This window comes from Cognatishimia sp. (genome assembly GCF_964229375.1).
Lineage (GTDB): Bacteria > Pseudomonadota > Alphaproteobacteria > Rhodobacterales > Rhodobacteraceae > Cognatishimia.
Genome location: NZ_CAXREH010000171.1, coordinates 1 through 20473, shown reverse-complemented (window position 1 = coordinate 20473; position 20473 = coordinate 1). Strand labels below are relative to the sequence as shown.

The window sequence follows — 20473 nt, the reverse complement described above, 5'->3', positions numbered from 1 at the left end:
ACGCAGCAGGAAATGACCGTTTCCACCACCCTGACCAGCGATCAGATCCGCGACAGTTTCGGCAAGCCTCGGGCAGTATCGGTGTGGGAGTTGCCCAAGCTGATTGGCCAACTTGAAGAGGCCGGTTTTTCCGCCCGTCGTCATCAAATGTGGCTGCAACTCGAGCTATCTCAGCCCGTGTTCTTGGTGGCCATGGTGCTTGTCGCTGCGGCCTTTACCATGGGCCATACACGGATGGGGCGCACGGGATTGATGAGTCTCGCGGCAACACTCTCGGGCTTTGGACTGTATTATATCCGGAATTTCGCAAGGATTCTTGGCGAGAATGGACAAATTCCGATAGAACTCGCAGCATGGGCCCCGCCTCTGGCGTCGGTTTTGCTGGCACTAGGTTTGGTTTTGCATATGGAAGACGGGTGACGTTTTGATCGGACTTCGACGCATAATGATGCTGGCTGCCACATGCAGCAGTTTCGCGCTTGCGACACCAACGTCGGCCGCGCCGGGAGACTCTGTTGTTCTGCTGGCCGATTCCGTCTTTCTACAAGGCAACAGCATTCTAACCGCCACAGGCAATGTCGAGGCGATCTCGGGCGACGCCATCCTGACCGCGACCAAGATCGTTTATAACTCGGTGACCGACACGATCACCATCACCGGCCCAATCTCAGTCACAGATGGTGGTGTGGTCGAAATCTTTGCTGACTTTGCAGAGCTGGATTCCGCACTCCAGAATGGCTTGCTGTCCAGCGCGCGTCTGGTGTTGGATCAACAGGTCGAGTTGCAGGCTGACAGCATCAAGCGCATTGATGGCAATCTTTCCGAATTGAACACCGTTCAGGTGACCTCCTGTAAAACCTGCGAAGACGGCGAAACGCCGCTTTGGTATATCCGGGCAAAGAAAGTCACCCACAACGAGGCCGACAAAGAGCTACTTCTGGAAGAGGCGCAACTGCGCGTCTTGGACATTCCGGTTTTCTATCTGCCACGCATGCGCCTGCCAGATCCGACTCAAGAACGAGCAACAGGGTTCCTTATTCCCAGTGTTGAACAGCGCTCGCGCATCGGACTGGCAACAAAGATCCCCTATTTCATCGCCATTGGCGATCATCGCGATCTGACGCTTACACCCTATTTCTCGCGCAATATGACGACGATCGAGGGGCGTTATCGGCAGGCGTTCACCACCGGCGACATCATGCTGTCGGGGGCCGCCACGCAGGACAATTTCAGCGGGTTTGGCTCACGGGGTTACCTGTTTGCAGAGGGCGCCTTTGCGCTAAAACGCGACTATACGCTCTCGTTTGATGCGAAATTCACCAGCGATCAGGCCTATCTGCTGGACTATGACTATTCCTCACTTGACCGCTTGAACAGCGAGCTGGCCTTAACGCGCGCCTCGCGGGATGAGAACACGCGCTTTGCGTTCAACCATTTCCGCACGCTGCGGGCCACGGAAGACAACGAAACCATCCCGACCTTTGTTTTGTCGGCCCAGACCCAAAACCGGATCCATCCTTCCTTTGGCGGAGAGGTTCTTTGGGAGCTGGAGGTTCACGCCCATGCCCGTGAGTCTCAGGTTGCGACTGATGCCAACAGCGATGGCATTGTCGATGGCCGTGATGTCACACGCATTAATGGCGAGGTCGGCTGGCGCGATAATTGGTGGACAGATGCCGGGTTCAATATCGGCGTTCAAGGTCACGTCGCTGTTGATGCTGTGAAAACAGATCAGGATGCGACCATAACACATTCGGATTACACGCAAATCACGCCGTCGGCCGCTGCGACCCTGCGCTATCCGCTGCAGCGCTCCACTGCGCAAGGGGCGCAGCAAATCCTCGAGCCTGTCGTGCAGCTTGGATGGTCTGGCGGCTCGTTTCGCGATGGCGCGGTGAATGATGCAATCGCAAATGACGAAAGCTCTCGCAGCGAGTTTGACGAAGGGAACCTGTTGTCGCTGTCACGCTTTGCCTCCGACGACCGGCGCGAGCGTGGTGTCAGCCTGGCCTATGGTCTGAACCTGGCGCATTTTGGCGAGACTTGGAACGCCGGCCTGTCATTCGGCCATATCCTCTATGAGAAAGCCAACGACAGCTTCACAGTGACCTCGGGCCTCGAAGGGCGTGCTTCTGATTTGCTCGTTGCGGGGCAAATGTCGCATGATAACGGTTTGATGGTGACTGGTCGCCTGTTGCTGGACGAACAGGTCTCTTTGACCAAGGCCGAGGCGAGCGGCGGTTGGCACAACGAACGTCTGGGCCTGAACGCCTCTTATGTTTGGCTGGGTCAGGACGCTGAAGAAAACCGCCCTGACACGCTGGCGGAATGGACGCTAGACAGCAGCTATCGCATGACCCGTCACTGGACGGGATTGGCGAACTGGCGCTTTGATGTCGCCGGCAACCGCACGACCGAGGCGGGCTTTGGATTGGAATACCGCAACGAATGCGTAAAGGCGCAATTGGCGGTTGGCCGCCGGTTTACGTCGTCAACCAGTGTGCAACCGGTGACAGATTTAAGTTTTACCGTGGAATTGCTTGGTTTTTCTGCCAAGACACGCGACAAGAGCTATAGCAGAAGCTGTGAGACCACCGGCTTCTAAGACAAAGACCTAGGTAACTGAACGCATGACACATAAGATTATTGCCGCATTCCTTAGCCTGACACTGGGGCTCGTGGGCACTTTGGCTTCGGCGCAGGGTTTGTTTTCGCCCGCCATCAAAGTCAATGACAGCGCGGTCACCAACTATGAGTTGGATCAGCGCATCAAGTTCTTGCAGTTCATCAACCAACTTGGCGATCTGGAAACACGGGCGCGCAACGATCTTGTGGACGACCGGCTAAAGGCGCAAGCGGCAGCCGAATTGGGCATCACCGTAGGCGCCGATCAACTGGCCGCTGGTCTCGAAGAATTCGCGGGTCGCGCGAACCTGAAGGCGGATGAAGTCATTAACCTGATGGCGCAGGCGCAGATTGATCGTCAAACCTTTGAAGATTTTGTGCGCAACGGTCTTTTGTGGCGCGAGGTTGTGCAGCTGCGCTTCCGCGGTCGTGTTCAGATTTCCGACGAAGAGGTCGACGCCGCATTGGGCGCTGGCGGACAAGCCGGGCTTCAGGTTCTCTTGTCTGAAATCGTGATCCCATTGAACAACCAGAACCAAGCTCAGGTTCAGGATCTGGCGTCGCGGATTTCAAACCTGACCACTCAGGCGGCCTTCGAAGATGCAGCGCGCCGTTTTTCCGCGGCCGGTACACGAGCCAATGGCGGCCGTATGCAGTGGTTGCCCATCAACCGCCTGCCCCCCGCGCTGCAGCCTGTCGTCGTAGAGATGCGCCCCGGTGAAATCTCGGACCCTGTTCCGCTTGGCAACGCTGTTGCTGTCTTTTTGATGCGCGGCATCGACGAGCTGCCTGCCCCAAGCCCGAAATTCGCGGCCATTGAATATGGCATTCTGCGTATCCCCGGCGGGCGCAGCGATGCGGCCTTGGCGCAGGCCCAAAGCATTCGTGATCGCGTGGACACCTGCGATGATCTCTATGCCATCAACAAGGGTGGCCCGGACGAAGCTCTGACGATCACAGCCGCGCAACCGGGCGACATCCCGCGCTCTGTTTCGCTGGAGCTGGCCAAGCTTGACCGTCACGAGGTCTCGACGGCTTTGACCAGCCCAGATGGCTCGCAGCTGTATTTCCTGATGCTCTGTGGCCGCACGGCCGCGGTAAACGAAGAGGTCAGCCGTGAGGATGTTCTGAACGCGCTGCGCAATCGTCGTTTGGCGTCCTATGCCGATGGCTATCTGGATCAACTCCGGTCCGAAGCGGTGATCGTCGAGCAATGACGCCACCACTTGCGCCCGTAGCCCTCACCTGCGGCGAGCCCGCGGGTGTTGGACTGGAATTGGCCGTGAAAGCATGGGAAGCACTGCGCCAAGAGCTGCCGTTTTTTCTGATCGCTGACCCGTCGCATCTTTCGGGGCGCGTGCCAGTTCAGATCATCGATACACCTGACCAGACCCATGTGGTGCAGCCAAATGCGTTGCCTGTGCTGGCGCAACCTTTTGCTGGCTCAGCCCAGTTGGGTGTCGCGGATCCGGCGAACGCACAGGGTGTTCTGGACACGATTGCGCGCGCTGTGGATATGACGCGACAAGGTTTGGCCAGCGCAGTGTGCACAGCGCCCATCCATAAGAAAGCCCTGAAAGACGGGGCTGGGTTTGCCTTTCCGGGGCACACAGAGTTTCTGGCCCATCTTGCCGGCGTCGATCGCGTGGTGATGATGCTGGCCTGCGCCGAATTGCGTGTGGTGCCGACCACCATTCACATCCCTCTCAACGATGTCCCTGATGCGCTGACGCAAGAACTTTTGGAAGACACGATCCGGATCACCCTTGCGGACCTACAGACCAAATTCGGGATCGCATCCCCACGCGTGGCGGTGACGGGCCTGAACCCACATGCAGGCGAAGGTGGGGCCATGGGGTTTGAGGACGCAGACCTAATAGAGCCTGTCGTGACGCGGCTGGCCGCCGAGGGCGTTTCGATCACCGGGCCCCTGCCCGCGGACACGATGTTTCACGCCCGCGCCCGCGCAAACTATGATGTGGCTGTGTGCATGTACCACGATCAGGCCCTGATCCCGATCAAGACGCTGGACTTTGATCGCGGCGTGAACGTCACGCTGGGCCTGCCATTTGTGCGCACCTCGCCGGACCACGGAACGGCCTTTGACATTGCAGGCAAAGGTCTGGCCAAGCCTGACAGTCTGATCGCGGCCTTGCGCATGGCGCGTGACATGGCTATGGCGCAGGCGGCGGACTAGAAATGGGCACGAAAGATCATGGCTGGCATTGATGACCTACCTCCTCTGCGCGAGGTGATCGGCACGCATGGGCTGTCTGCGAAAAAGTCCTTGGGACAGAACTTTCTGCTGGATTTGAACCTGACCGCCAAGATTGCGCGGCAGGCTGGCGATCTGCAGGATTGCGACGTGTTGGAAATCGGCCCCGGTCCGGGTGGTTTGACGCGGGGATTGCTTGCCGAGGGCGCGCGCAAGGTTCTGGCCATTGAAAAGGATGCACGCTGTTTGCCTGCGCTGGCCGAAATCAGTGACGCCTATCCAGAACGCTTGCAGGTTATCAATGGCGACGCACTGGATATTGATCCGCTAGAGCATCTGACAAGCCCCATCCGCGTTGCGGCCAACCTGCCTTATAACGTCGGCACAGAGCTTTTGGTGCGCTGGCTGACGCCCAGGGTTTGGCCGCCGTTCTGGCAGAGCCTGACGCTGATGTTTCAGAAGGAAGTGGCAGAGCGCATCGTCGCGCAGCCAGGCTCCAAGGCCTATGGGCGCTTGGCGATCCTTGCTCAATGGCGTGCAGAGGCCAAAATCGCGATGCACCTGCCACCGGGCGCGTTCACACCGCCCCCCAAGGTCAGCAGCGCCGTTGTCCATCTGACAGCCCTAGACACACCCAAGTTTGACGCGGATGCCGAGGTTCTGAGTCGCGTTGTGGCCAAAGCCTTTAATCAACGCCGCAAGATGCTGCGCGCGGCCCTTAAGGGCGTGACACCCGACATCGAGGACAGGTTGCAGGCCGCAGGAATTGCGCCGACGGAGCGTGCCGAGAATGTCTCGCTTGAGGCGTTTTGTGCCTTGGCGCGGGAAGTGGCCAAAAAATAACCCCGGTTCAGAAAACCGGGGTTTGATCACTCAGCCGCTTTGGGCTCTTCGCTGGGCGCTGCATCCGCTGGCGGTTTACGGCGACGCGGTTTCCGCTTGGGTTTCTCTGCAGGCGCGGCTTCGGCTTCAGGTGTTTCCACCAGACCGGAATCGCCGCCATCGGCCACATCCATCACAACATCAGGCTGCGGTGCTTCTGCCGGATCAGCGGCGGGAGCTGGCTGGGCTTCGGCCTGACCCTGCGCTTCGCGCTCTTGGCGTTCCATACGCGCGGCACGCTCACGGTCGCGTTCCGCTTGGCGGTCACGGTTCTGGCGCTCTTGCTCTTCGCGGCGCGCGTCCATTTCGCGCTGCGCGTCGGCCAACATACGCAGATAGTGTTCTGCGTGTTGTTGGAAGTTTTCGGTCGCAACCCGGTCGCCACTCAGCTGAGAGTCGCGGGCGAGTTGGTTGTATTTGTCGATAATCTGTTGCGGCGTGCCGCGGACCTTGCCTTCGGGACCATTGCTGTCAAACACACGGTTGACGATATTGCCCGATGGACGGTTGCGGTTGTTCTTATTCCGCGAACGGGATTTCGAAGATCTCATTTTTTGCTTTCCAGCTTTGGAACGACTGCTTTTTGACCCGGACGCTTGAGATACCCTTATGTATCTGCGGTCCATGTTTTCTGGGGTTTTCATCTTGCCGGACCTGCGAGTATGCCGTCCAACGCTAAGACGCCCAATGGTTACAATCCCAATGGTAGGCTGACAAGGGCAAGTGGCCACTTTTTTCTAATTAGCGCGGCACGATCACGTCTTTGTCACGACTGATGTGCAGAAACAACACGATCATGACCGTTAAGATCCTTGTGACACTGAACATCCGCAAGACCTGCGGTCTCAAAGATCCGCACAACATCCGGCCCTTGTTGATAGCCGATTTCAACCAGGATGCGTCCGCCTTTCGACAGGTGCTTTAAGGCACCCTTGGCCAAGGCTTCGTATGGGGCCAAGCCATCGCCACCCGGGGTCAGTGCCAAATGCGGATCATGGTTAAAGACGTCTAACGACAAAGACGTCATTTCCGCGTCTGAGATATAGGGCGGGTTTGAAACGATAAGATCAAATTCGCCCGATATATCACTGAACCAATTTGATTTTATAAGATCAAGGCGATCCAGAACACCGACCGAAACCGCATTGCGTTTTGTCACAGCAAGGCAGGCGTCGCTGATGTCACACGCGACCCCGCGCGCCGTTTTCATTTCCGCCAGAAGCGTGAGCGCAATGATCCCGCTGCCACATCCCAGATCCAGAAGTGTTGCGGGTTGCGGGCCTTGCAAACACAGATCAATCAGCGTCTCTGTTTCGGGTCTGGGATCCAGAACATCCGGAGTGACCTCGAAGTCCCGACCCCAAAAATTCCGACGCCCAAGGATACGTGACACGGGTTCGCGGGCGACACGACGCGCGAGAAAACTATGAAACTCTTTGGCCTGTGCGTCACTCACCTTTAGGTCAGGTTCAAGCGACATGCGCGCCGCTAGCATGCCGATCACCTCGGCCAGCAGCAAACGCGCGTCTCGTTCGGGCCCCTCGATTCCCGCATCTCGCAGCGCTTTGGTGCCCTCCATCAATACCTGACGAAGAATCATCCCTGCATGTCGGCAAGCTGCGCCGCCTGATCATCTGCGGTTAACGCATCAACAATGTCGTCGATATCGCCCTGCATCACTTGATCCAGCTTATAAAGCGTCAGGTTGATACGGTGATCTGTCATTCGACCTTGCGGAAAATTATAGGTCCGGATGCGTTCAGACCTGTCGCCCGACCCCACCTGAGATTTCCGGTCTGCTGAACGTTCCGAGTCGATGCGTTGGCGTTCCAGATCATACAGGCGGGTTTTCAGAACCTGCATCGCAATCTCGCGGTTCCGGTGTTGTGATTTCTCGGAACTGGTGACCACCAAGCCAGTCGGCAAATGCGTGATCCGCACGGCAGAGTCGGTGGTGTTGACGTGCTGACCGCCCGCACCTGACGAGCGCATGGTATCTATCCGCAGATCATTCGCGTCAATCTGGATGTCCACGTCCTCAGCCTCGGGCAGCACAGCCACCGTCGCCGCAGAAGTGTGGATACGTCCGCCACTTTCGGTCGACGGCACGCGCTGGACCCGATGCACACCGCTTTCATACTTCAGACGCGCAAAGACGTTTTCGCCTTTGATATGGCCCACGACCTCTTTGATTCCGCCCAGTTCGGTTGCGTTTTCCTCGATGATCTCAAAGGTCCACCCGCGCGCCTCGCTATAGCGTTGATACATCCGCAGCAGGTCACCCGCGAACAAGGCGGCCTCATCCCCGCCTGTGCCTGGACGGATTTCAATCATCGCCGGACGCGCATCAGCGGCATCCTTGGGCAACAGCGCAATCTGGAGTGCTTTTTCCGCAATCGGCAGCTGTTCTTTCAAAGCGGGCAGCTCTTCTTCGGCCAATTCCCGCAAGTCAGGATCGTCCATCATCGCTTCGGCCTCTTCAAGATCGGCGACCAATTGACGATAGGCCGCGATCTGATCCACGACGGGCTTCAGATCGGAATATTCCTTGGCCAACGCCGCAATATCCGCGCCCGCTTCCCCATCTGCCATCTGCGCCTCGAGAAACTCGAACCGCTGTTTGATTTGTTCTAAACGCTCGAAAGGTACCATGGGGCTACGTTGCTTATCGCGCGCATTTGGTCAAGGGGCGAAGCTGTGATAGTCTGGCCCTATGCGACGTGTTTCTTTGATTGGTAGTTTTTTGTTGGCTGGCCTGCCCGTGATGGCGGACGTAACGTCCCCAAGCGGACGCACGGTCGAGTGCTATTGTACGGACCGAACCGGCAGCCGTGTGGAGCTTGGCGAGTTCATCTGCATGCAGGTCGATGGGCGGATGTTCATGGCCCAGTGTCAGATGTCACTGAACTCTCCGATGTGGCGCGAAATCGCACCGGGCTGTCTGAGTTCGTCGGTCCGAGAGGGCCTACATGGCCCCCAAAGCGTCAATCCAGGCTTTGACACGCTTTCCATTCACCCCGAGGTCTGATCGACCAAACCGCAGCCTGCTGTGAAGTTTGAGAACTCCGTCATCAAGTTGAACGGTTGCATAGTCGGGAAACCCGATCAGCCGCGAGCGCGTGACATATGTAACGAAGCCTGCCTCAGCGGATCCTGCCACGACCTGAGTGCGCGGTGTCGCCAGAATGATCTTGTCCAGTTTCGCCAGTGTTACGACGTCACCAGGCATCACCCGCTTCACGCCACTGATTTCGGTGGCGTCTGTGTCAAAGTCGCTGATCTGATGAAACCGCGCGACCGGAGTTGGCGCGAACCGTACGTAGACACTCGCAACCACAAGGATCGCCAGCAGAATATAGACAAATGTCATCACAGATTTCCTATGCATCAAAGTCAGCCCTAACGTAGCGACCCACGCCACAACTTAAAGAGCTGACCCAAAGCCCCCTTACGTCAAGGGCTGCGATTTTTCGACAAGGCGCGCAAAGAACGATGCCCCTACCGGAGAGACCTCGTCGTTGAAATCATAGTTGGGGTTATGCAAGCCAGCGCTCTCGCCCTGCCCCAAGAAGAAATAAGCCCCGGGACGCGCGTTTAGCATATACGAGAAATCCTCGGCCCCCATTTCCATGCCTGTGTTGGGATCCACCGCCGCTTCGCCCGACACTTCACGCGCGACTTCGGCTGCGAAATCCACCTTTTCGGCATTGTTCACCGTAGCGGGATAGCCGATTTCAATGTTCACATCCGCTTCAACGTTATAGGCTGCAGCCTGCCCTGCCGCGATCTCGCGCAAGCGGGCGTGGATCATATCTTGGACCTCGGGCGTAAAAGTGCGGATCGTGCCCCCGACATAGGCCGTATCTGGGATGATATTGTCCGCAGAGCCAGAGTGCAGCATTGTCACGGAACACACCGCCTCGTTGCGGGTGTCGTGGTTGCGACTGATGATGGTTTGGATTGCGTTTACAATCCCAACGGCGGCCACAATCGGGTCTGCGGTTTCCTGCGGATAGGCCCCGTGGCCTCCGCGCCCCTGAATGTTAATGTGAAACGTATCGACCGCCGCCATGATTGGACCGGGTTTGGAATAGAAGTGGCCGGGCTCTAACCCTGGAACATTGTGAATGCCAAAGACCTCGTTGATCCCAAAGGTCTCCATGATGCCTTCATCAACCATCACGCCAGCACCTCCGCCGCCTTCTTCGGCAGGTTGGAAAATCAAGGCGACCCGCCCGTTGAACTTACGGGTTTCGGCCAGATAGCGCGCAGCACCCAACAACATGGTCGTATGTCCATCATGGCCACAGGCATGCATCGCCCCCGAAATGGTCGAAGCATGATCAAGCCCCGTGGTTTCCTGCATCGGCAGCGCATCCATGTCCGCGCGCAAACCAATCGTCGGCCCTTCGCCCTGCCCGTTGATGATGGCCACAACGCCAGTGGTCGCGATGCCTTCGTGGATCTCGTCAACGCCAAATTCTTTCAGGCGTTCAACAACAAAGGCGGCGGTTTGGTGGCATTCAAACTGCAATTCAGGATGCTGATGCAAATGACGACGCCAGGTTTTCATATCCTCGGCATAATCCGCAATTCGATTGACAACAGGCATGGTCACTCTCCGTAGCACTAGATAAAGCGGTTCCACATCGGCCGGATCGTTTGACGCGCGTGAACCTGCTTACATTATTGAAAGCATGAGGGTGTTTTCCGGCCAACTTGCAATTCACGTTTGCGGCAAAACACTTTAGCTTGCCCACACCAAACACCGAACAGGAGCAACCTGCAATGGCTGATGATGCATTGATCCACACACCAAATGGCGGGATGCCGCGGTTGTTGGAAATCATGCGCAGGTTGCGTGACCCGGAAACCGGTTGCCCGTGGGACATCGAACAGGATTTTTCAACGATTGCGCCCTATACCATCGAAGAGGCCTATGAGGTCGCCGATGCCATCGATCGACAGGCTTGGGATGAGTTAAAGGGTGAATTGGGCGATTTGCTGTTTCAATCGGTGTTTCACGCACAGATGGCATCAGAACGCGGGTTGTTTGATTTCAACGATGTGGCCGACACCATGTCGGATAAAATGGTGACCCGCCACCCGAATGTGTTTGGTGATGAAAGCCGCGACAAATCTGCCGATCAGCAAACCCGAGACTGGGAAACCATCAAGGCGGCAGAACGCGCAGGTAAAGAGCAGAAAGGCACGCTTGACGGCGTGGCAGTGGGCTTGCCTGCCCTCTTGCGTGCGCTGAAACTGCAAAAACGCGCTGCCCGTGTTGGGTTCGACTGGCCCGATACCTCGCATGTGATCGACAAGATCGTCGAAGAAGCCAAAGAACTTGAACAAGCGCGCAGCACCTTAGGCGAGGCAGAAATCGCCGAGGAATATGGCGATCTGTTGTTTGTGATGGTTAACCTTGGTCGCCATCTGGGGCTGGACCCGGAAAATGCGCTGCGGGCCACCAATGCAAAGTTCACCCGCCGCTTTGAGGCCGTCGAAGAAAAACTTGCTGACCGGGGCAAAACCCCATCGCAGTCCACACTAGAGGAAATGGACGCGCTTTGGGATGAAGTGAAGCTTGAAGAAAAGCAGGAGAACACGAAAAATTAATCCCGATAAAAAAAATCAAGCATTGACCCGACAGAAAAACTAGGCTTTATGGCGTCAAAACCATAAACCAAGGAATGGTCATCATGTTTACCAAATTCAAAACCGCTTTGCTGAGTGTCACGGCAACCGCCATAGCTTTGCCTGCAATCGCGGACGAAGTGAATATTTACTCTTATCGCGAGCCGGAACTGATCAAGCCACTGACCGATGCTTTCACCGAAGAAACCGGCGTTAAAGTCAATGTTGCCTTCCTCAAAAAAGGCATGGTCGAGCGGTTGACTGCCGAGGGGGATCGTTCCCCGGCGGATGTTGTTCTGACGGTTGATATTTCCCGCCTAGCCGCGGTTGTGAACGCGGGCGTCACACAGCCTGTGTCCAGCGATGTGATCAATGGCAACGTGCCTGCAAACTACCGCGACCCAGAAGGTCACTGGTTTGGTCTGACCACGCGTGCCCGCATCGTTTATGCCGACAAAACCCGCGTGGCTGATGGCGAAATCACCACATATGAAGATCTGGCTGACCCAAAATGGAAAGGCCGCATCTGCACCCGCTCTGGCCTGCACGCCTATAACGTGGCGCTGACCTCTGCGATCCTGCACCACCACGGCGAAGAAGCTGCGACCGAGTGGCTGGAAGGCTTCAAAGCCAACCTTGCCCGCAAACCTCAGGGCAACGACCGCGCGCAAGTGAAAGCGATCTGGTCCGGTGAATGCGACATCTCGATCGGCAACACCTATTACATGGGTAAAATGCTGGAAGATCCCGAGCAGCAAGACTGGGCAAACGCCGTCCGCATCGTCTTCCCAACATTCGAAACTGCAGGCACGCACGTAAACATCTCTGGTGTTGCGATGACCAAAGCGGCTCCGAACAAAGAGAACGCTCTGAAGCTGATGGAATTCCTGACATCGCCAAAAGCGCAAGAGATCTATGCCTCGGCAAACTATGAATACCCTATCGCGCCAAACTCGACAGCCGTCGAGCTGGTCGAAAGCTGGGGCACATTCACGCCAGATACAGTGAACCTGATGACACTGGCCGGTGAGCGTTCCAACGCGCTGAAGCTGATCGAAAGCGTAGATTTCGACGGCTAAGCCTTTCGACATCGACCACTGAAAGGGGCGCTTTGGCGTCCCTTTTTTGTTTGTCTCGCGTGGAAAGTAAGAAAGCCTTTACTTCGTGGGTAAATGTTTAATGATGGCCCTTCGGAGCCGCTTAAAAGAAAGCCCATCATGTCAAATCCCCGAAAAATTATCATCGATACGGATCCTGGTCAGGACGATGCCGCCGCCATCATGCTGGCCCTGGGCAGCCCCGAAGACATCGAGGTTTTGGGGATCACAACCGTGGCCGGAAATGTGCCTTTGCCCCTCACGTCACGCAATGCGCGTATCGTGTGCGAATGGTCAGGACGTCCGGATGTAAAGGTGTTTGCGGGATGTGATCGTCCGCTTACGCGCCCGCTGGTCACAGCAGAACACGTGCATGGAAACACCGGATTGGACGGCCCAGAGTTGCACGAGCCGACAATGCCGCTTCAGCCTGAAAATGCGGTTGATTTCATCATCGAAACGCTGCGAAACGCGCCGCCAAACACCATCACCTTGTGCACGCTTGGCCCGCTGACGAACATCGGCAAGGCCTTTAGAGACGCGCCGGATGTCATTGATCGTGTTCAGAAAATTGTCCTTATGGGCGGCGCGTACTTTGAGGTCGGCAACATCACGCCAGCTGCGGAGTTCAACATCTATGTCGATCCCGAGGCCGCCGACATCGTGTTCAAATCCGGCCGCAAGATCACTGTCATGCCCCTGGATGTGACCCACAAAGCGCTGACCACAGCGCCCCGAATTCAGGCCCTGCGCGACCTTGGCACCACGGCAGGCACTGCGATGGCCGAGATGGTCGATTTCTTTGAGCGATTTGATGTTGAGAAATACGGCTCTGCTGGCGCCCCACTGCATGACCCCTGCGTGATCGCCTATCTCATCAAGCCCGAGCTGTTTTCTGGCCGCGACATCAATGTGATGATCGAAACAACCTCTGAGCTGACGCTGGGTATGACCGTTGCAGATTGGTGGGGCGTCACAGATCGCCCTGCCAACGCGACATTCATGGGCGACGTTGACGCGGACGGTTTTTTTCAGCTTTTGACCGAGCGGATTGGCCGCTTGTGATCTGGTCGCGCCGCACCGCCGCGCCTATATTCCCCGGATGAGCATTTCGATCCCTTTTGACAACAGCTACGCACGGCTTCCTGCGTCCCTGTTTTCGCGCCACCTGCCAACAGCGGTCAGAGACCCAAAACTGATTGCGTTTAACCGTGACCTTGCGGACAGCCTTGGGATCACCGGGGATGCTTCGGATCAAGAGCTGGCTCAGATCTTTTCAGGCAACCAGATCCCGAACGGCGCCGACCCTTTGGCGCAGCTTTATGCGGGTCATCAGTTCGGGCAATGGAACCCGCAACTGGGGGACGGCCGTGCTATCTTGCTTGGCGAGGCACAGAACCGCGACATTCAGTTAAAAGGCGCTGGTCCAACGCCCTATTCACGCAATGGCGACGGGCGTGCGTGGCTTGGCCCCGTCCTGCGCGAATATGTTGTGTCCGAGGCGATGCATGCCTTGAATATCCCGACAACCCGTGCCTTGGCTGCGGTTGAGACCGGCGAGGACATTTACCGCGAAACCGCCCTGCCCGGCGCAATCATCACACGCGTGGCTTCCAGCCATATCCGCGTTGGCACCTTTCAGATCCTGGCCGCCCGTGGCGACATCGAGGGGCTGCAAGCGCTGTTTGAACACGCGGTCGCGCGCCATTATCCAGACGCAAGTTCGCCCGTTGAATTCCTGAACGCCGTCATCGCGGCGCAAGCCGAGCTGATCGTAAAATGGCTGTCCGTTGGCTTTATCCACGGAGTGATGAACACGGACAATTGCGCGATTTCCGGCGAAACCATCGACTATGGCCCTTGCGCCTTTATGGACACCCTTAATCCAATGCAGGTGTTTTCCTCTATCGACCGTCACGGACGCTATGCCTATGGTAATCAGCCAGACATCATCGTCTGGAATATGGCCCAGCTTGCAACTGCGCTTGTGCCTTTGATGGAAGACCGCGACCACGCCGTCGAGTCCTTTACCGCGTCGGTTCATGCGATGCCCGTGATGATCCAACGACTGTGGCGCGAGGCTTTTGCCGCCAAGATCGGCATCGCAGATCCGACTGCGGATGACGAGACATTGGTGATGGAACTGATGGGGATGATGGGCAAACAGAACGCTGATTTCACCAATGTCTTTCGTGGTCTTTCTGACGGGTCCCCACGAGACCAATTCGTCGACAGAGACGCTTTTGATACCTGGAGCAACAAGTGGAAAAAACGTTTAGAGTCAGAGGCAAACGTCGACCTTTTAATGCAATCGGTGAACCCAGATCGCATTCCCAGAAATCATCAGATCGAGGCGATGATCTCTGCGGCAGTCCAAGGGGACTATACCCCGTTTCATACCCTGCAGGCAGCACTTGCAAACCCGTATGAGACGGACCCTGCGTTTGAAGCCTTCCGCCGCCCGCCATCCGAGGACGAACGGGTCAAGGCAACCTTCTGCGGTACATGACATCGAGACTGGCAAGCACGCGGCTGCGCGTGCTAGCTAGGGCCACGAGACGAATTTCAAGCATCTGGTAGGCCATGTCACTTTTACAAATCGCGTCGCTTCTTATTGTCCTTGCGGGCCTGTTTGGGGCCTTTAACTATCTATTTCTGCGCCTGCCTTCGGCGATTGGCATTCTGGTCGTCGCGCTTTTGGCAAGTTTTGCCCTCTTGGCACTGGACCTGATTGCGCCGGGATTAGGGATCGCCGCCTCTGCGCGGTCAATCGTGACAGGCATAGAGTTCTCGGACGCTTTGCTGGAAGGCATGTTGGGTCTGTTGCTTTTCGCCGGCGCCCTGCACGTCAAGCTCTCGGATTTACGACAACAATGGCGCGTGATTTTCTTGATGGCGACGCTTGGCGTGGCGCTGTCTACGACAATCGTCGGCGTCGGCTTCAGCTGGATGACCGGCATGCCCTTGTTGATGGCTTTAGTGTTCGGCGCACTGATCTCTCCGACCGATCCAGTTGCCGTGTTGGGTGTGCTGCGAGATGCAAACCTGCCCAAAGCGCTGGAAACGAAGATCGCAGGGGAATCTCTGTTTAACGACGGCGTGGCCTATGTCGTGTTTTTGGTCATCGTTGGATTGGCGTTCCCAAGCGGGGATCATCATGCCGATGGCGCCAGCGCCGCGATCACACTGTTTTTCCAAGAGGCCGTTGGCGGCGCGGTGCTTGGCATTGTTTTGGGCTGGCTGACGTTCCGCTTGATGCGTCTGATCGATGACTATTCGCTCGAAGTCCTTCTGACCCTGGGGTTGGCATTCGGTGGATATTCCCTTGCGGTGTGGTTGCATTTTTCCGCCCCGATCATGGCGGTATGCGCGGGTCTGCTGATTGGCGACATCGGCGCCAAGCACGGGATGAGCGAGGAGACGCGAAACTATGTCGATGCCTTCTGGAAGCTAATTGATGAGATCCTAAACGCGGTGCTGTTCCTGATGATCGGGTTTGAGGTCTTTGCGATCGCGTTTAACAGCAACTACTTGCTGGTCGGCGTCGCCTCGATTGCGCTGGCGCTTGTTGCTCGGTTTGCGGCGGTGGCCGTACCGGTTACCCTCTTGAAACCCTTTCGGAATTTCAGCGACGGGGTCGTTCCCATCATGACATGGGGCGGTATCAAAGGCGGGATTTCGGTCGCCCTCGCCCTGTCCCTGCCTGACAGCGAGTGGAAGCCGCTGATCCTGACGGCCACCTATGTTGTTGTGATCTTTTCGATCATCGCGCAGGGCTTGACGATTGCGCCTCTGGCAAAAAGACTGGGCCGTGAACCTGATCTGATGTGAGTGCTATGGCTGAGTATTTTGTTTACGATGTGTTTTCCGCAGAAGCCTTTGGCGGCAATCCACTGGCGGTCATCCCAAATGCCGAGGACTTGCCAGAGGCAGACCTGCAAAAGATCGCGCGTGAATTCAACTTCTCAGAAACAACATTCCTGTTTGCCCCAGAGGATCCTGCAAACACTGCCCGTGTTCGCATCTTCACGCCCACGATGGAAATTCCCTTTGCCGGACACCCTACAATTGGCACAGCCGTCGCTCTGTCAGACCAGGGTATCCCACCCGAGATGGTTCTGGAGCTGGGCATAGGTCCGCTGCGGTGCCACGCGGCTAATGGACAGGCGCGGTTTACCACCGATGTGCCGCTGGAACGGTTGTGTTCACCCGCACCCGAGCATGTGGCGGATGCACTCGGGATCACCGTGGACGACATCGACACCAGCGTTCATGCGCCGGTCATGGCGTCGGTGGGGCTGCCGTTCACGCTGACCCAACTGAAGTCACGGCAAGCTTTGGCCTCTGTCACAACCAACATCAGCGCCTTTCGCACCGGGGCGGCGACATATCCAGGCGCGCTTGATTTTGCGCAATTCGTCTATGTGACCGAGGGCGACACGGTTCATGCGCGTATGTTCGCGCCCTTGGACAACATCCCCGAAGATCCCGCGACAGGGTCGGCCTGTGCAGCCCTTGGCGCAGTTCTTGCGGATGTGACGGGTCAAGATCAGGCCCTAACCATTCGCCAAGGCGAAGATATGGGTCGGCTAAGCCTGATCCAGCTGTCTACTCAGGGTGGTGACATCACCATTTCCGGCGCAGCCAAACGCGTTATGCAAGGGCGTCTGGTCTATTAACGCGCGCGACGACGTGGCGGTTCTGATCCGCCGTGGCCCGCGCGGTTTTTCCCACCAGAGCTTCCACGGGGTTTGCCAGCGGCCTTCCCCTGCGGCTTGCCACCCTTGCGCTCATTGCGACCCGCTCCGGGTTTGCCAAAGGGTTTGTCACCGGCCGCATTGCGCGCACCGCCCTTGGGCTTGCCAGTCTGTTTCCAAACCCGCTTGCCGCGCGGCTTGTCCGTTGTCTCGACACGAGGCGAATCCTCAAAGCTCTGCTCGGATTTTGCCTCCGACGCGCCACCAGACCGCGGACCGCGCCCCTTGCCCTTTCTGGGTTTCTGCGATGGCGCGCGATCAAAAACCGCGACGTCTTGATCGGGCCCAAAGTCGCTGCCTGACGACCCTCTGCCCTGCCTGCGACCACGCCCGCCCGGTTTGCCACGGCGCTGCGGGCCTTTGGACTTACCTTTGCGATCCTGATCCTCAAGGCCCATCCAAGGTCTGCCAGAGGCCACAGGGATCGTGAACTTCATGGTTTTCTGAATGTCTTTCAGCTGATCAATTTCGTCAGGCGCACAAAAGGCAATTGCTTTGCCATCCATGCCCGCCCGTGCTGTCCGACCAATACGGTGCACATAATTGTCCGGCACATTCGGCAGATCATAGTTATAGACATGCCGCACATGCGGAATATCCAGACCGCGCGCCGCCACATCGGTAGCAACAAGGATCATTGCCTCGCCATCGCGGAACGCCTGAATGGCGCGTTCCCGCTGGCCCTGACTTTTGTTGCCATGCACGGATGCTGCAGTGAACCCTGAGGCCACCAGAGATTTCATCAACCGTTCCGCACCATGTTTGGTTCTGGAAAACACGATCGAGGCCTCGCCACGATGCTCGGCCAGCAACTCTTTCAAAAGATTTGTTTTTTCCGCCTTCGCGATGAAGTGGATGCTTTGGTCGATCTTGTCGGCAGCCTTGCCCGGAGGCGAGACTTGGATCCGGATCGGGTTTTTCAGATAGGTCTGCGCAATCTCGTTCATCTGTTTTGGCATGGTGGCCGAAAACAGCATCGTCTGCCGCTCGGATGGCAGAACATCTGCAATACGACGCAAGGCGTGGATGAACCCAAGATCAAGCATTTGGTCTGCTTCGTCCAACACAAGGAAATCGGTGTCTTCAAAATCCAATGCGTTGCGTTCCATCAGGTCGATCAAGCGCCCCGGCGTTGCGACGATCACATCCGTGCCGCGCTCGACTCGTTTGATCTGCGGGTTAATGGCCACGCCACCCACAACCAGACCAACTTTAAACGGCGTGCCCTCGACCATCTCTTTCAAAGAGGCCGAAATCTGGTTGGCCAGCTCGCGTGTCGGGGCCAAAACCAACGCCCGCACGGTTTTCGGGGCCGGTTTGCTGCCGTAGTCAGACAGTTTCGCAATCAACGGCAGGCCAAAAGCCAGGGTTTTACCCGTCCCGGTTTGCGCCAATCCCATAACGTCCTGACCATTCAGGGCATGTGGGATCGCACGGTTCTGGATCGGGGTTGGTTCGGACAGGCCTTTTTCCGCCAAACGCGAAACCAAGCGCGCGGGAAGCCCAAGCTCATCAAAATGTGCCATATCAACTGTTCGCCCCAAAGGGACGCCTATGTGAGTGCTCTGACTCAGCCACAAGCAACGCCGCATGCGCACCCGTCTGACCCAGATTGCCCCACGCGTGATTTTGGGAACAGGATCCTGATGTCGGGCCAATTCGCCCTAAACGCTCACGCAACAGACATCAGAGGAGTGGCCTTTGCGCCTTTTTGAACCACACGTCAAGGCCGATTAGTCGGGGATAACTTGGCATCTGTTGTAGCCAGCGGGATTTTCACCGAGTATTGAAGCACGACGAAGACCCCGGAGCCCTCAATGAGCGATACCATTCTTGCCCGCTGCGAAGCCAAAGGCCTGCGCATGACAGAACAACGGCGCGTGATTGCGCGCGTCTTGCAAGAGAGCGACGACCATCCCGATGTCGAGGAACTTTATGCCCGTGCGTCTGAGCGTGATTCAGGGATTTCTCTGGCAACAGTTTACCGCACGGTGAAGCTGTTTGAAGAAGCTGGCATTCTGGACAAATTGGAATTTGGCGACGGCCGTGCGCGCTATGAGGATGCGGAACGCGATCATCATGACCATCTGATCGATATCAATTCCGGTGAGGTCATCGAGTTCATGGACCCCGAGATTGAGCAGCTGCAGGAAAAAATCGCGGAAAAACTGGGGTATCGCCTGAAAGGTCACAAGCTGGAACTATATGGTGTTCCAATAGATAAGCACGGGGCCTAGCTCATGATCAATTTGCGCGCGATGATCTTTATGATCGTCGGCATGGCCACATTTGCCGGCGGCGACGCCATGGTGAAACTGTCGGCCAGCGCGACACCAACTGGGTTGGTTATGATGACAATGGGCTTGGCTGGCGCTCTTGTGTTCTTTACCGCCTGTCGGATCTCGAAAACGCGGATTTGGTCGCCGCTGTTCTTTCATCCCGTCATTTTCATTCGCAACATCTTCGAAGCTGCGGCGGCCTATTTCCTGTTTCAGGCGCTGGCGTTGGTTGACCTGTCCAAAGTCGCTGCCGTCTTGCAGGCCATTCCCTTGCTGCTGACGCTGATGGCGGCTGTGTTTTTGAAAGAACGCGTGGGCCCCCGTCGCTGGATCGCCGTTGGCGTTGGCCTGCTGGGGGTCATGATCATCATTCGCCCCACAACAGAAGGTATTGATGGAACAGAGTTTCTTGCCGTTCTGGGCACGATTTCGCTCGCGCTACGTGACCTGACATCACGCCTTGCGCCGCCAGAGGCATCAACCCCGTTGTTGTCCTTTTATGCGTTTTCAACGTTGGTGCCCATGGGCGCAATTTTGAATTATTCCAGCGGTGACGTGTGGGCCATTGATCCCAGCACTTATGGCCCTTTGGCTTTGATGATCTTGTTTTCTGTGACCGGCTATTACTGCGTCACGATGGCGATGCGCCTTGGTGACGTGTCAGCGGTTTCGCCACTTAGATACTTCCGACTGCCTTGCACGGCGGCCCTTGGATATCTGCTGTTTGATGAAATCCCGGACATGTACACAATCGCAGGCGCGATTTTGGTCGTCGGGTCCGGTCTGTTCGTGATGCTGCGCGAGGCGCAATTGGGTCGGGCTAAGAGTTAGACAGACCTCACGGGCGACTTAAGCCGACAGCGGGAACCGCGCCCAGAAAGTCGCGCCATTGTCGTCGTTGTTAAAGTAGCCGATTTCACCATCCATGCCCTCGGTCATCTGCTTACAGATCGACAGGCCAAGACCGGTGCTCTTGAATTT

The 20473-nt window shown here is 56.9% G+C and carries 21 protein-coding genes; 14 read left to right on the top strand and 7 right to left on the bottom strand.

Features of this window, described 5'->3' with window-relative positions; all coding sequences use genetic code 11:
• The 5 genes from ACEQWH_RS12750 to rsmA form a co-directional block, all read left to right on the top strand.
• A partial coding sequence (locus ACEQWH_RS12750) for an LptF/LptG family permease (RefSeq protein WP_370231450.1) occupies nt 1-420 on the top strand: 420 nt, incomplete at its 5' end.
• 25 nt (nt 421-445) lie between these two features.
• Nucleotides 446-2605, top strand: coding sequence for an LPS-assembly protein LptD (locus ACEQWH_RS12745; RefSeq protein WP_370231449.1), 2160 nt, complete (start codon nt 446-448; stop codon nt 2603-2605).
• Between the two features lie 25 nt (nt 2606-2630).
• On the top strand, nt 2631-3842 hold the full coding sequence (locus ACEQWH_RS12740; protein WP_370231447.1) for a peptidylprolyl isomerase: 1212 nt from the start codon (nt 2631-2633) through the stop codon (nt 3840-3842).
• Nucleotides 3839-4822, top strand: coding sequence for a 4-hydroxythreonine-4-phosphate dehydrogenase PdxA (gene pdxA / locus ACEQWH_RS12735; protein WP_370231445.1), 984 nt, complete (start codon nt 3839-3841; stop codon nt 4820-4822). Before ACEQWH_RS12740 ends, pdxA begins: the two co-directional genes overlap by 4 nt.
• 18 nt (nt 4823-4840) lie before the next feature.
• Nucleotides 4841-5683, top strand: a complete 843-nt coding sequence (gene rsmA, locus ACEQWH_RS12730) for a 16S rRNA (adenine(1518)-N(6)/adenine(1519)-N(6))-dimethyltransferase RsmA (protein ID WP_370231443.1) — start codon at nt 4841-4843, stop codon at nt 5681-5683.
• Nucleotides 5684-5709: 26 nt separating this feature from the next.
• Here the strand turns inward: rsmA and ACEQWH_RS12725 are convergent, their stop codons facing one another.
• From ACEQWH_RS12725 to prfA, 3 genes are all read right to left on the bottom strand, one after another.
• A complete protein-coding gene (locus ACEQWH_RS12725) occupies nt 5710-6273 on the bottom strand; it encodes a DUF4167 domain-containing protein (RefSeq protein WP_370231442.1) in 564 nt (187 codons plus the stop codon).
• A 215-nt stretch (nt 6274-6488) separates the two neighbouring features.
• Entirely contained in the window at nt 6489-7322 is an 834-nt protein-coding gene (prmC, locus tag ACEQWH_RS12720) for a peptide chain release factor N(5)-glutamine methyltransferase (protein WP_370231440.1), read from the bottom strand.
• Nucleotides 7319-8374 (bottom strand): peptide chain release factor 1, encoded by a 1056-nt coding sequence (gene prfA / locus ACEQWH_RS12715; protein ID WP_370231438.1) that lies wholly within the window; start codon nt 8372-8374, stop codon nt 7319-7321. Before prfA ends, prmC begins: the two co-directional genes overlap by 4 nt.
• A 61-nt stretch (nt 8375-8435) precedes the next feature.
• Between prfA and ACEQWH_RS12710 the strand changes: the two genes are divergently transcribed.
• Complete coding sequence (locus tag ACEQWH_RS12710; protein ID WP_370231436.1) at nt 8436-8750, top strand: hypothetical protein; 315 nt, start codon at nt 8436-8438, stop codon at nt 8748-8750.
• Here the strand turns inward: ACEQWH_RS12710 and ACEQWH_RS12705 are convergent.
• Nucleotides 8688-9092: a DUF1499 domain-containing protein gene (locus ACEQWH_RS12705; protein ID WP_370231435.1), complete on the bottom strand. Its 405-nt coding sequence runs from the start codon at nt 9090-9092 to the stop codon at nt 8688-8690. The two genes, ACEQWH_RS12710 and ACEQWH_RS12705, sit on opposite strands and share 63 nt — an antisense overlap.
• Nucleotides 9093-9170: 78 nt before the next feature.
• A complete protein-coding gene (locus ACEQWH_RS12700) occupies nt 9171-10334 on the bottom strand; it encodes a M20 aminoacylase family protein (protein ID WP_370231433.1) in 1164 nt (387 codons plus the stop codon).
• 176 nt (nt 10335-10510) lie between these two features.
• Between ACEQWH_RS12700 and mazG the strand changes: the two genes are divergently transcribed.
• The 6 genes from mazG (at nt 10511) to ACEQWH_RS12670 (ending at nt 17135) form a co-directional block, all read left to right on the top strand.
• Nucleotides 10511-11341 carry a nucleoside triphosphate pyrophosphohydrolase gene (gene mazG, locus ACEQWH_RS12695; protein WP_370231431.1) on the top strand — a complete coding sequence of 277 codons (831 nt, stop codon included), beginning with the start codon at nt 10511-10513 and terminating at the stop codon, nt 11339-11341.
• A gap of 83 nt (nt 11342-11424) precedes the next feature.
• Nucleotides 11425-12438 carry a Fe(3+) ABC transporter substrate-binding protein gene (locus ACEQWH_RS12690; protein WP_370231429.1) on the top strand — a complete coding sequence of 338 codons (1014 nt, stop codon included), beginning with the start codon at nt 11425-11427 and terminating at the stop codon, nt 12436-12438.
• A gap of 138 nt (nt 12439-12576) precedes the next feature.
• Nucleotides 12577-13521, top strand: a complete 945-nt coding sequence (locus ACEQWH_RS12685; protein ID WP_370231428.1) for a nucleoside hydrolase — start codon at nt 12577-12579, stop codon at nt 13519-13521.
• A 37-nt stretch (nt 13522-13558) separates the two neighbouring features.
• On the top strand, nt 13559-14965 hold the full coding sequence (locus ACEQWH_RS12680; protein WP_370231453.1) for a YdiU family protein: 1407 nt from the start codon (nt 13559-13561) through the stop codon (nt 14963-14965).
• 74 nt (nt 14966-15039) lie between these two features.
• Nucleotides 15040-16287, top strand: coding sequence for a cation:proton antiporter (locus ACEQWH_RS12675; protein ID WP_370231426.1), 1248 nt, complete (start codon nt 15040-15042; stop codon nt 16285-16287).
• A gap of 5 nt (nt 16288-16292) precedes the next feature.
• Nucleotides 16293-17135 carry a PhzF family phenazine biosynthesis protein gene (locus tag ACEQWH_RS12670; protein ID WP_370231424.1) on the top strand — a complete coding sequence of 281 codons (843 nt, stop codon included), beginning with the start codon at nt 16293-16295 and terminating at the stop codon, nt 17133-17135.
• Here the strand turns inward: ACEQWH_RS12670 and ACEQWH_RS12665 are convergent.
• Complete coding sequence (locus tag ACEQWH_RS12665) at nt 17132-18739, bottom strand: DEAD/DEAH box helicase (RefSeq protein WP_370231422.1); 1608 nt, start codon at nt 18737-18739, stop codon at nt 17132-17134. The two genes, ACEQWH_RS12670 and ACEQWH_RS12665, sit on opposite strands and share 4 nt — an antisense overlap.
• A gap of 291 nt (nt 18740-19030) precedes the next feature.
• Here ACEQWH_RS12665 and ACEQWH_RS12660 point away from each other — a divergent pair, with 291 nt between their 5' ends.
• Together ACEQWH_RS12660 and ACEQWH_RS12655 are read left to right on the top strand one after the other, a co-directional pair.
• Nucleotides 19031-19450: a Fur family transcriptional regulator gene (locus tag ACEQWH_RS12660; protein WP_370231420.1), complete on the top strand. Its 420-nt coding sequence runs from the start codon at nt 19031-19033 to the stop codon at nt 19448-19450.
• A 3-nt stretch (nt 19451-19453) separates the two neighbouring features.
• Nucleotides 19454-20323 (top strand): DMT family transporter, encoded by an 870-nt coding sequence (locus ACEQWH_RS12655; RefSeq protein WP_370231418.1) that lies wholly within the window; start codon nt 19454-19456, stop codon nt 20321-20323.
• An 18-nt stretch (nt 20324-20341) separates the two neighbouring features.
• On the opposite strand, the gene ACEQWH_RS12650 is transcribed toward ACEQWH_RS12655, so the two are convergent.
• Nucleotides 20342-20473 (bottom strand): ATP-binding protein (locus tag ACEQWH_RS12650; RefSeq protein ID WP_370231452.1); only part of this gene is annotated, 132 nt, incomplete at its 5' end.

Bases quoted from the DNA above. Each gene is read 5' to 3' on its own strand.
- ACEQWH_RS12675 (WP_370231426.1), top strand. From the start codon at position 15,040: ATGTCACTTTTACAAATCGCGTCGCTTCTTATTGTCCTTGCGGGCCTG.
- ACEQWH_RS12705 (WP_370231435.1), bottom strand. From the start codon at position 9,092: ATGACATTTGTCTATATTCTGCTGGCGATCCTTGTGGTTGCGAGTGTC.
- pdxA (WP_370231445.1), top strand. From the start codon at position 3,839: ATGACGCCACCACTTGCGCCCGTAGCCCTCACCTGCGGCGAGCCCGCG.
- ACEQWH_RS12665 (WP_370231422.1), bottom strand. From the start codon at position 18,739: ATGGCACATTTTGATGAGCTTGGGCTTCCCGCGCGCTTGGTTTCGCGT.
- rsmA (WP_370231443.1), top strand. From the start codon at position 4,841: ATGGCTGGCATTGATGACCTACCTCCTCTGCGCGAGGTGATCGGCACG.
- ACEQWH_RS12725 (WP_370231442.1), bottom strand. From the start codon at position 6,273: ATGAGATCTTCGAAATCCCGTTCGCGGAATAAGAACAACCGCAACCGT.
- ACEQWH_RS12655 (WP_370231418.1), top strand. From the start codon at position 19,454: ATGATCAATTTGCGCGCGATGATCTTTATGATCGTCGGCATGGCCACA.
- mazG (WP_370231431.1), top strand. From the start codon at position 10,511: ATGGCTGATGATGCATTGATCCACACACCAAATGGCGGGATGCCGCGG.
- prmC (WP_370231440.1), bottom strand. From the start codon at position 7,322: ATGATTCTTCGTCAGGTATTGATGGAGGGCACCAAAGCGCTGCGAGAT.
- ACEQWH_RS12745 (WP_370231449.1), top strand. From the start codon at position 446: ATGATGCTGGCTGCCACATGCAGCAGTTTCGCGCTTGCGACACCAACG.
- ACEQWH_RS12710 (WP_370231436.1), top strand. From the start codon at position 8,436: ATGCGACGTGTTTCTTTGATTGGTAGTTTTTTGTTGGCTGGCCTGCCC.
- prfA (WP_370231438.1), bottom strand. From the start codon at position 8,374: ATGGTACCTTTCGAGCGTTTAGAACAAATCAAACAGCGGTTCGAGTTT.
- ACEQWH_RS12670 (WP_370231424.1), top strand. From the start codon at position 16,293: ATGGCTGAGTATTTTGTTTACGATGTGTTTTCCGCAGAAGCCTTTGGC.
- ACEQWH_RS12680 (WP_370231453.1), top strand. From the start codon at position 13,559: ATGAGCATTTCGATCCCTTTTGACAACAGCTACGCACGGCTTCCTGCG.
- ACEQWH_RS12685 (WP_370231428.1), top strand. From the start codon at position 12,577: ATGTCAAATCCCCGAAAAATTATCATCGATACGGATCCTGGTCAGGAC.
- ACEQWH_RS12740 (WP_370231447.1), top strand. From the start codon at position 2,631: ATGACACATAAGATTATTGCCGCATTCCTTAGCCTGACACTGGGGCTC.
- ACEQWH_RS12690 (WP_370231429.1), top strand. From the start codon at position 11,425: ATGTTTACCAAATTCAAAACCGCTTTGCTGAGTGTCACGGCAACCGCC.
- ACEQWH_RS12660 (WP_370231420.1), top strand. From the start codon at position 19,031: ATGAGCGATACCATTCTTGCCCGCTGCGAAGCCAAAGGCCTGCGCATG.
- ACEQWH_RS12700 (WP_370231433.1), bottom strand. From the start codon at position 10,334: ATGCCTGTTGTCAATCGAATTGCGGATTATGCCGAGGATATGAAAACC.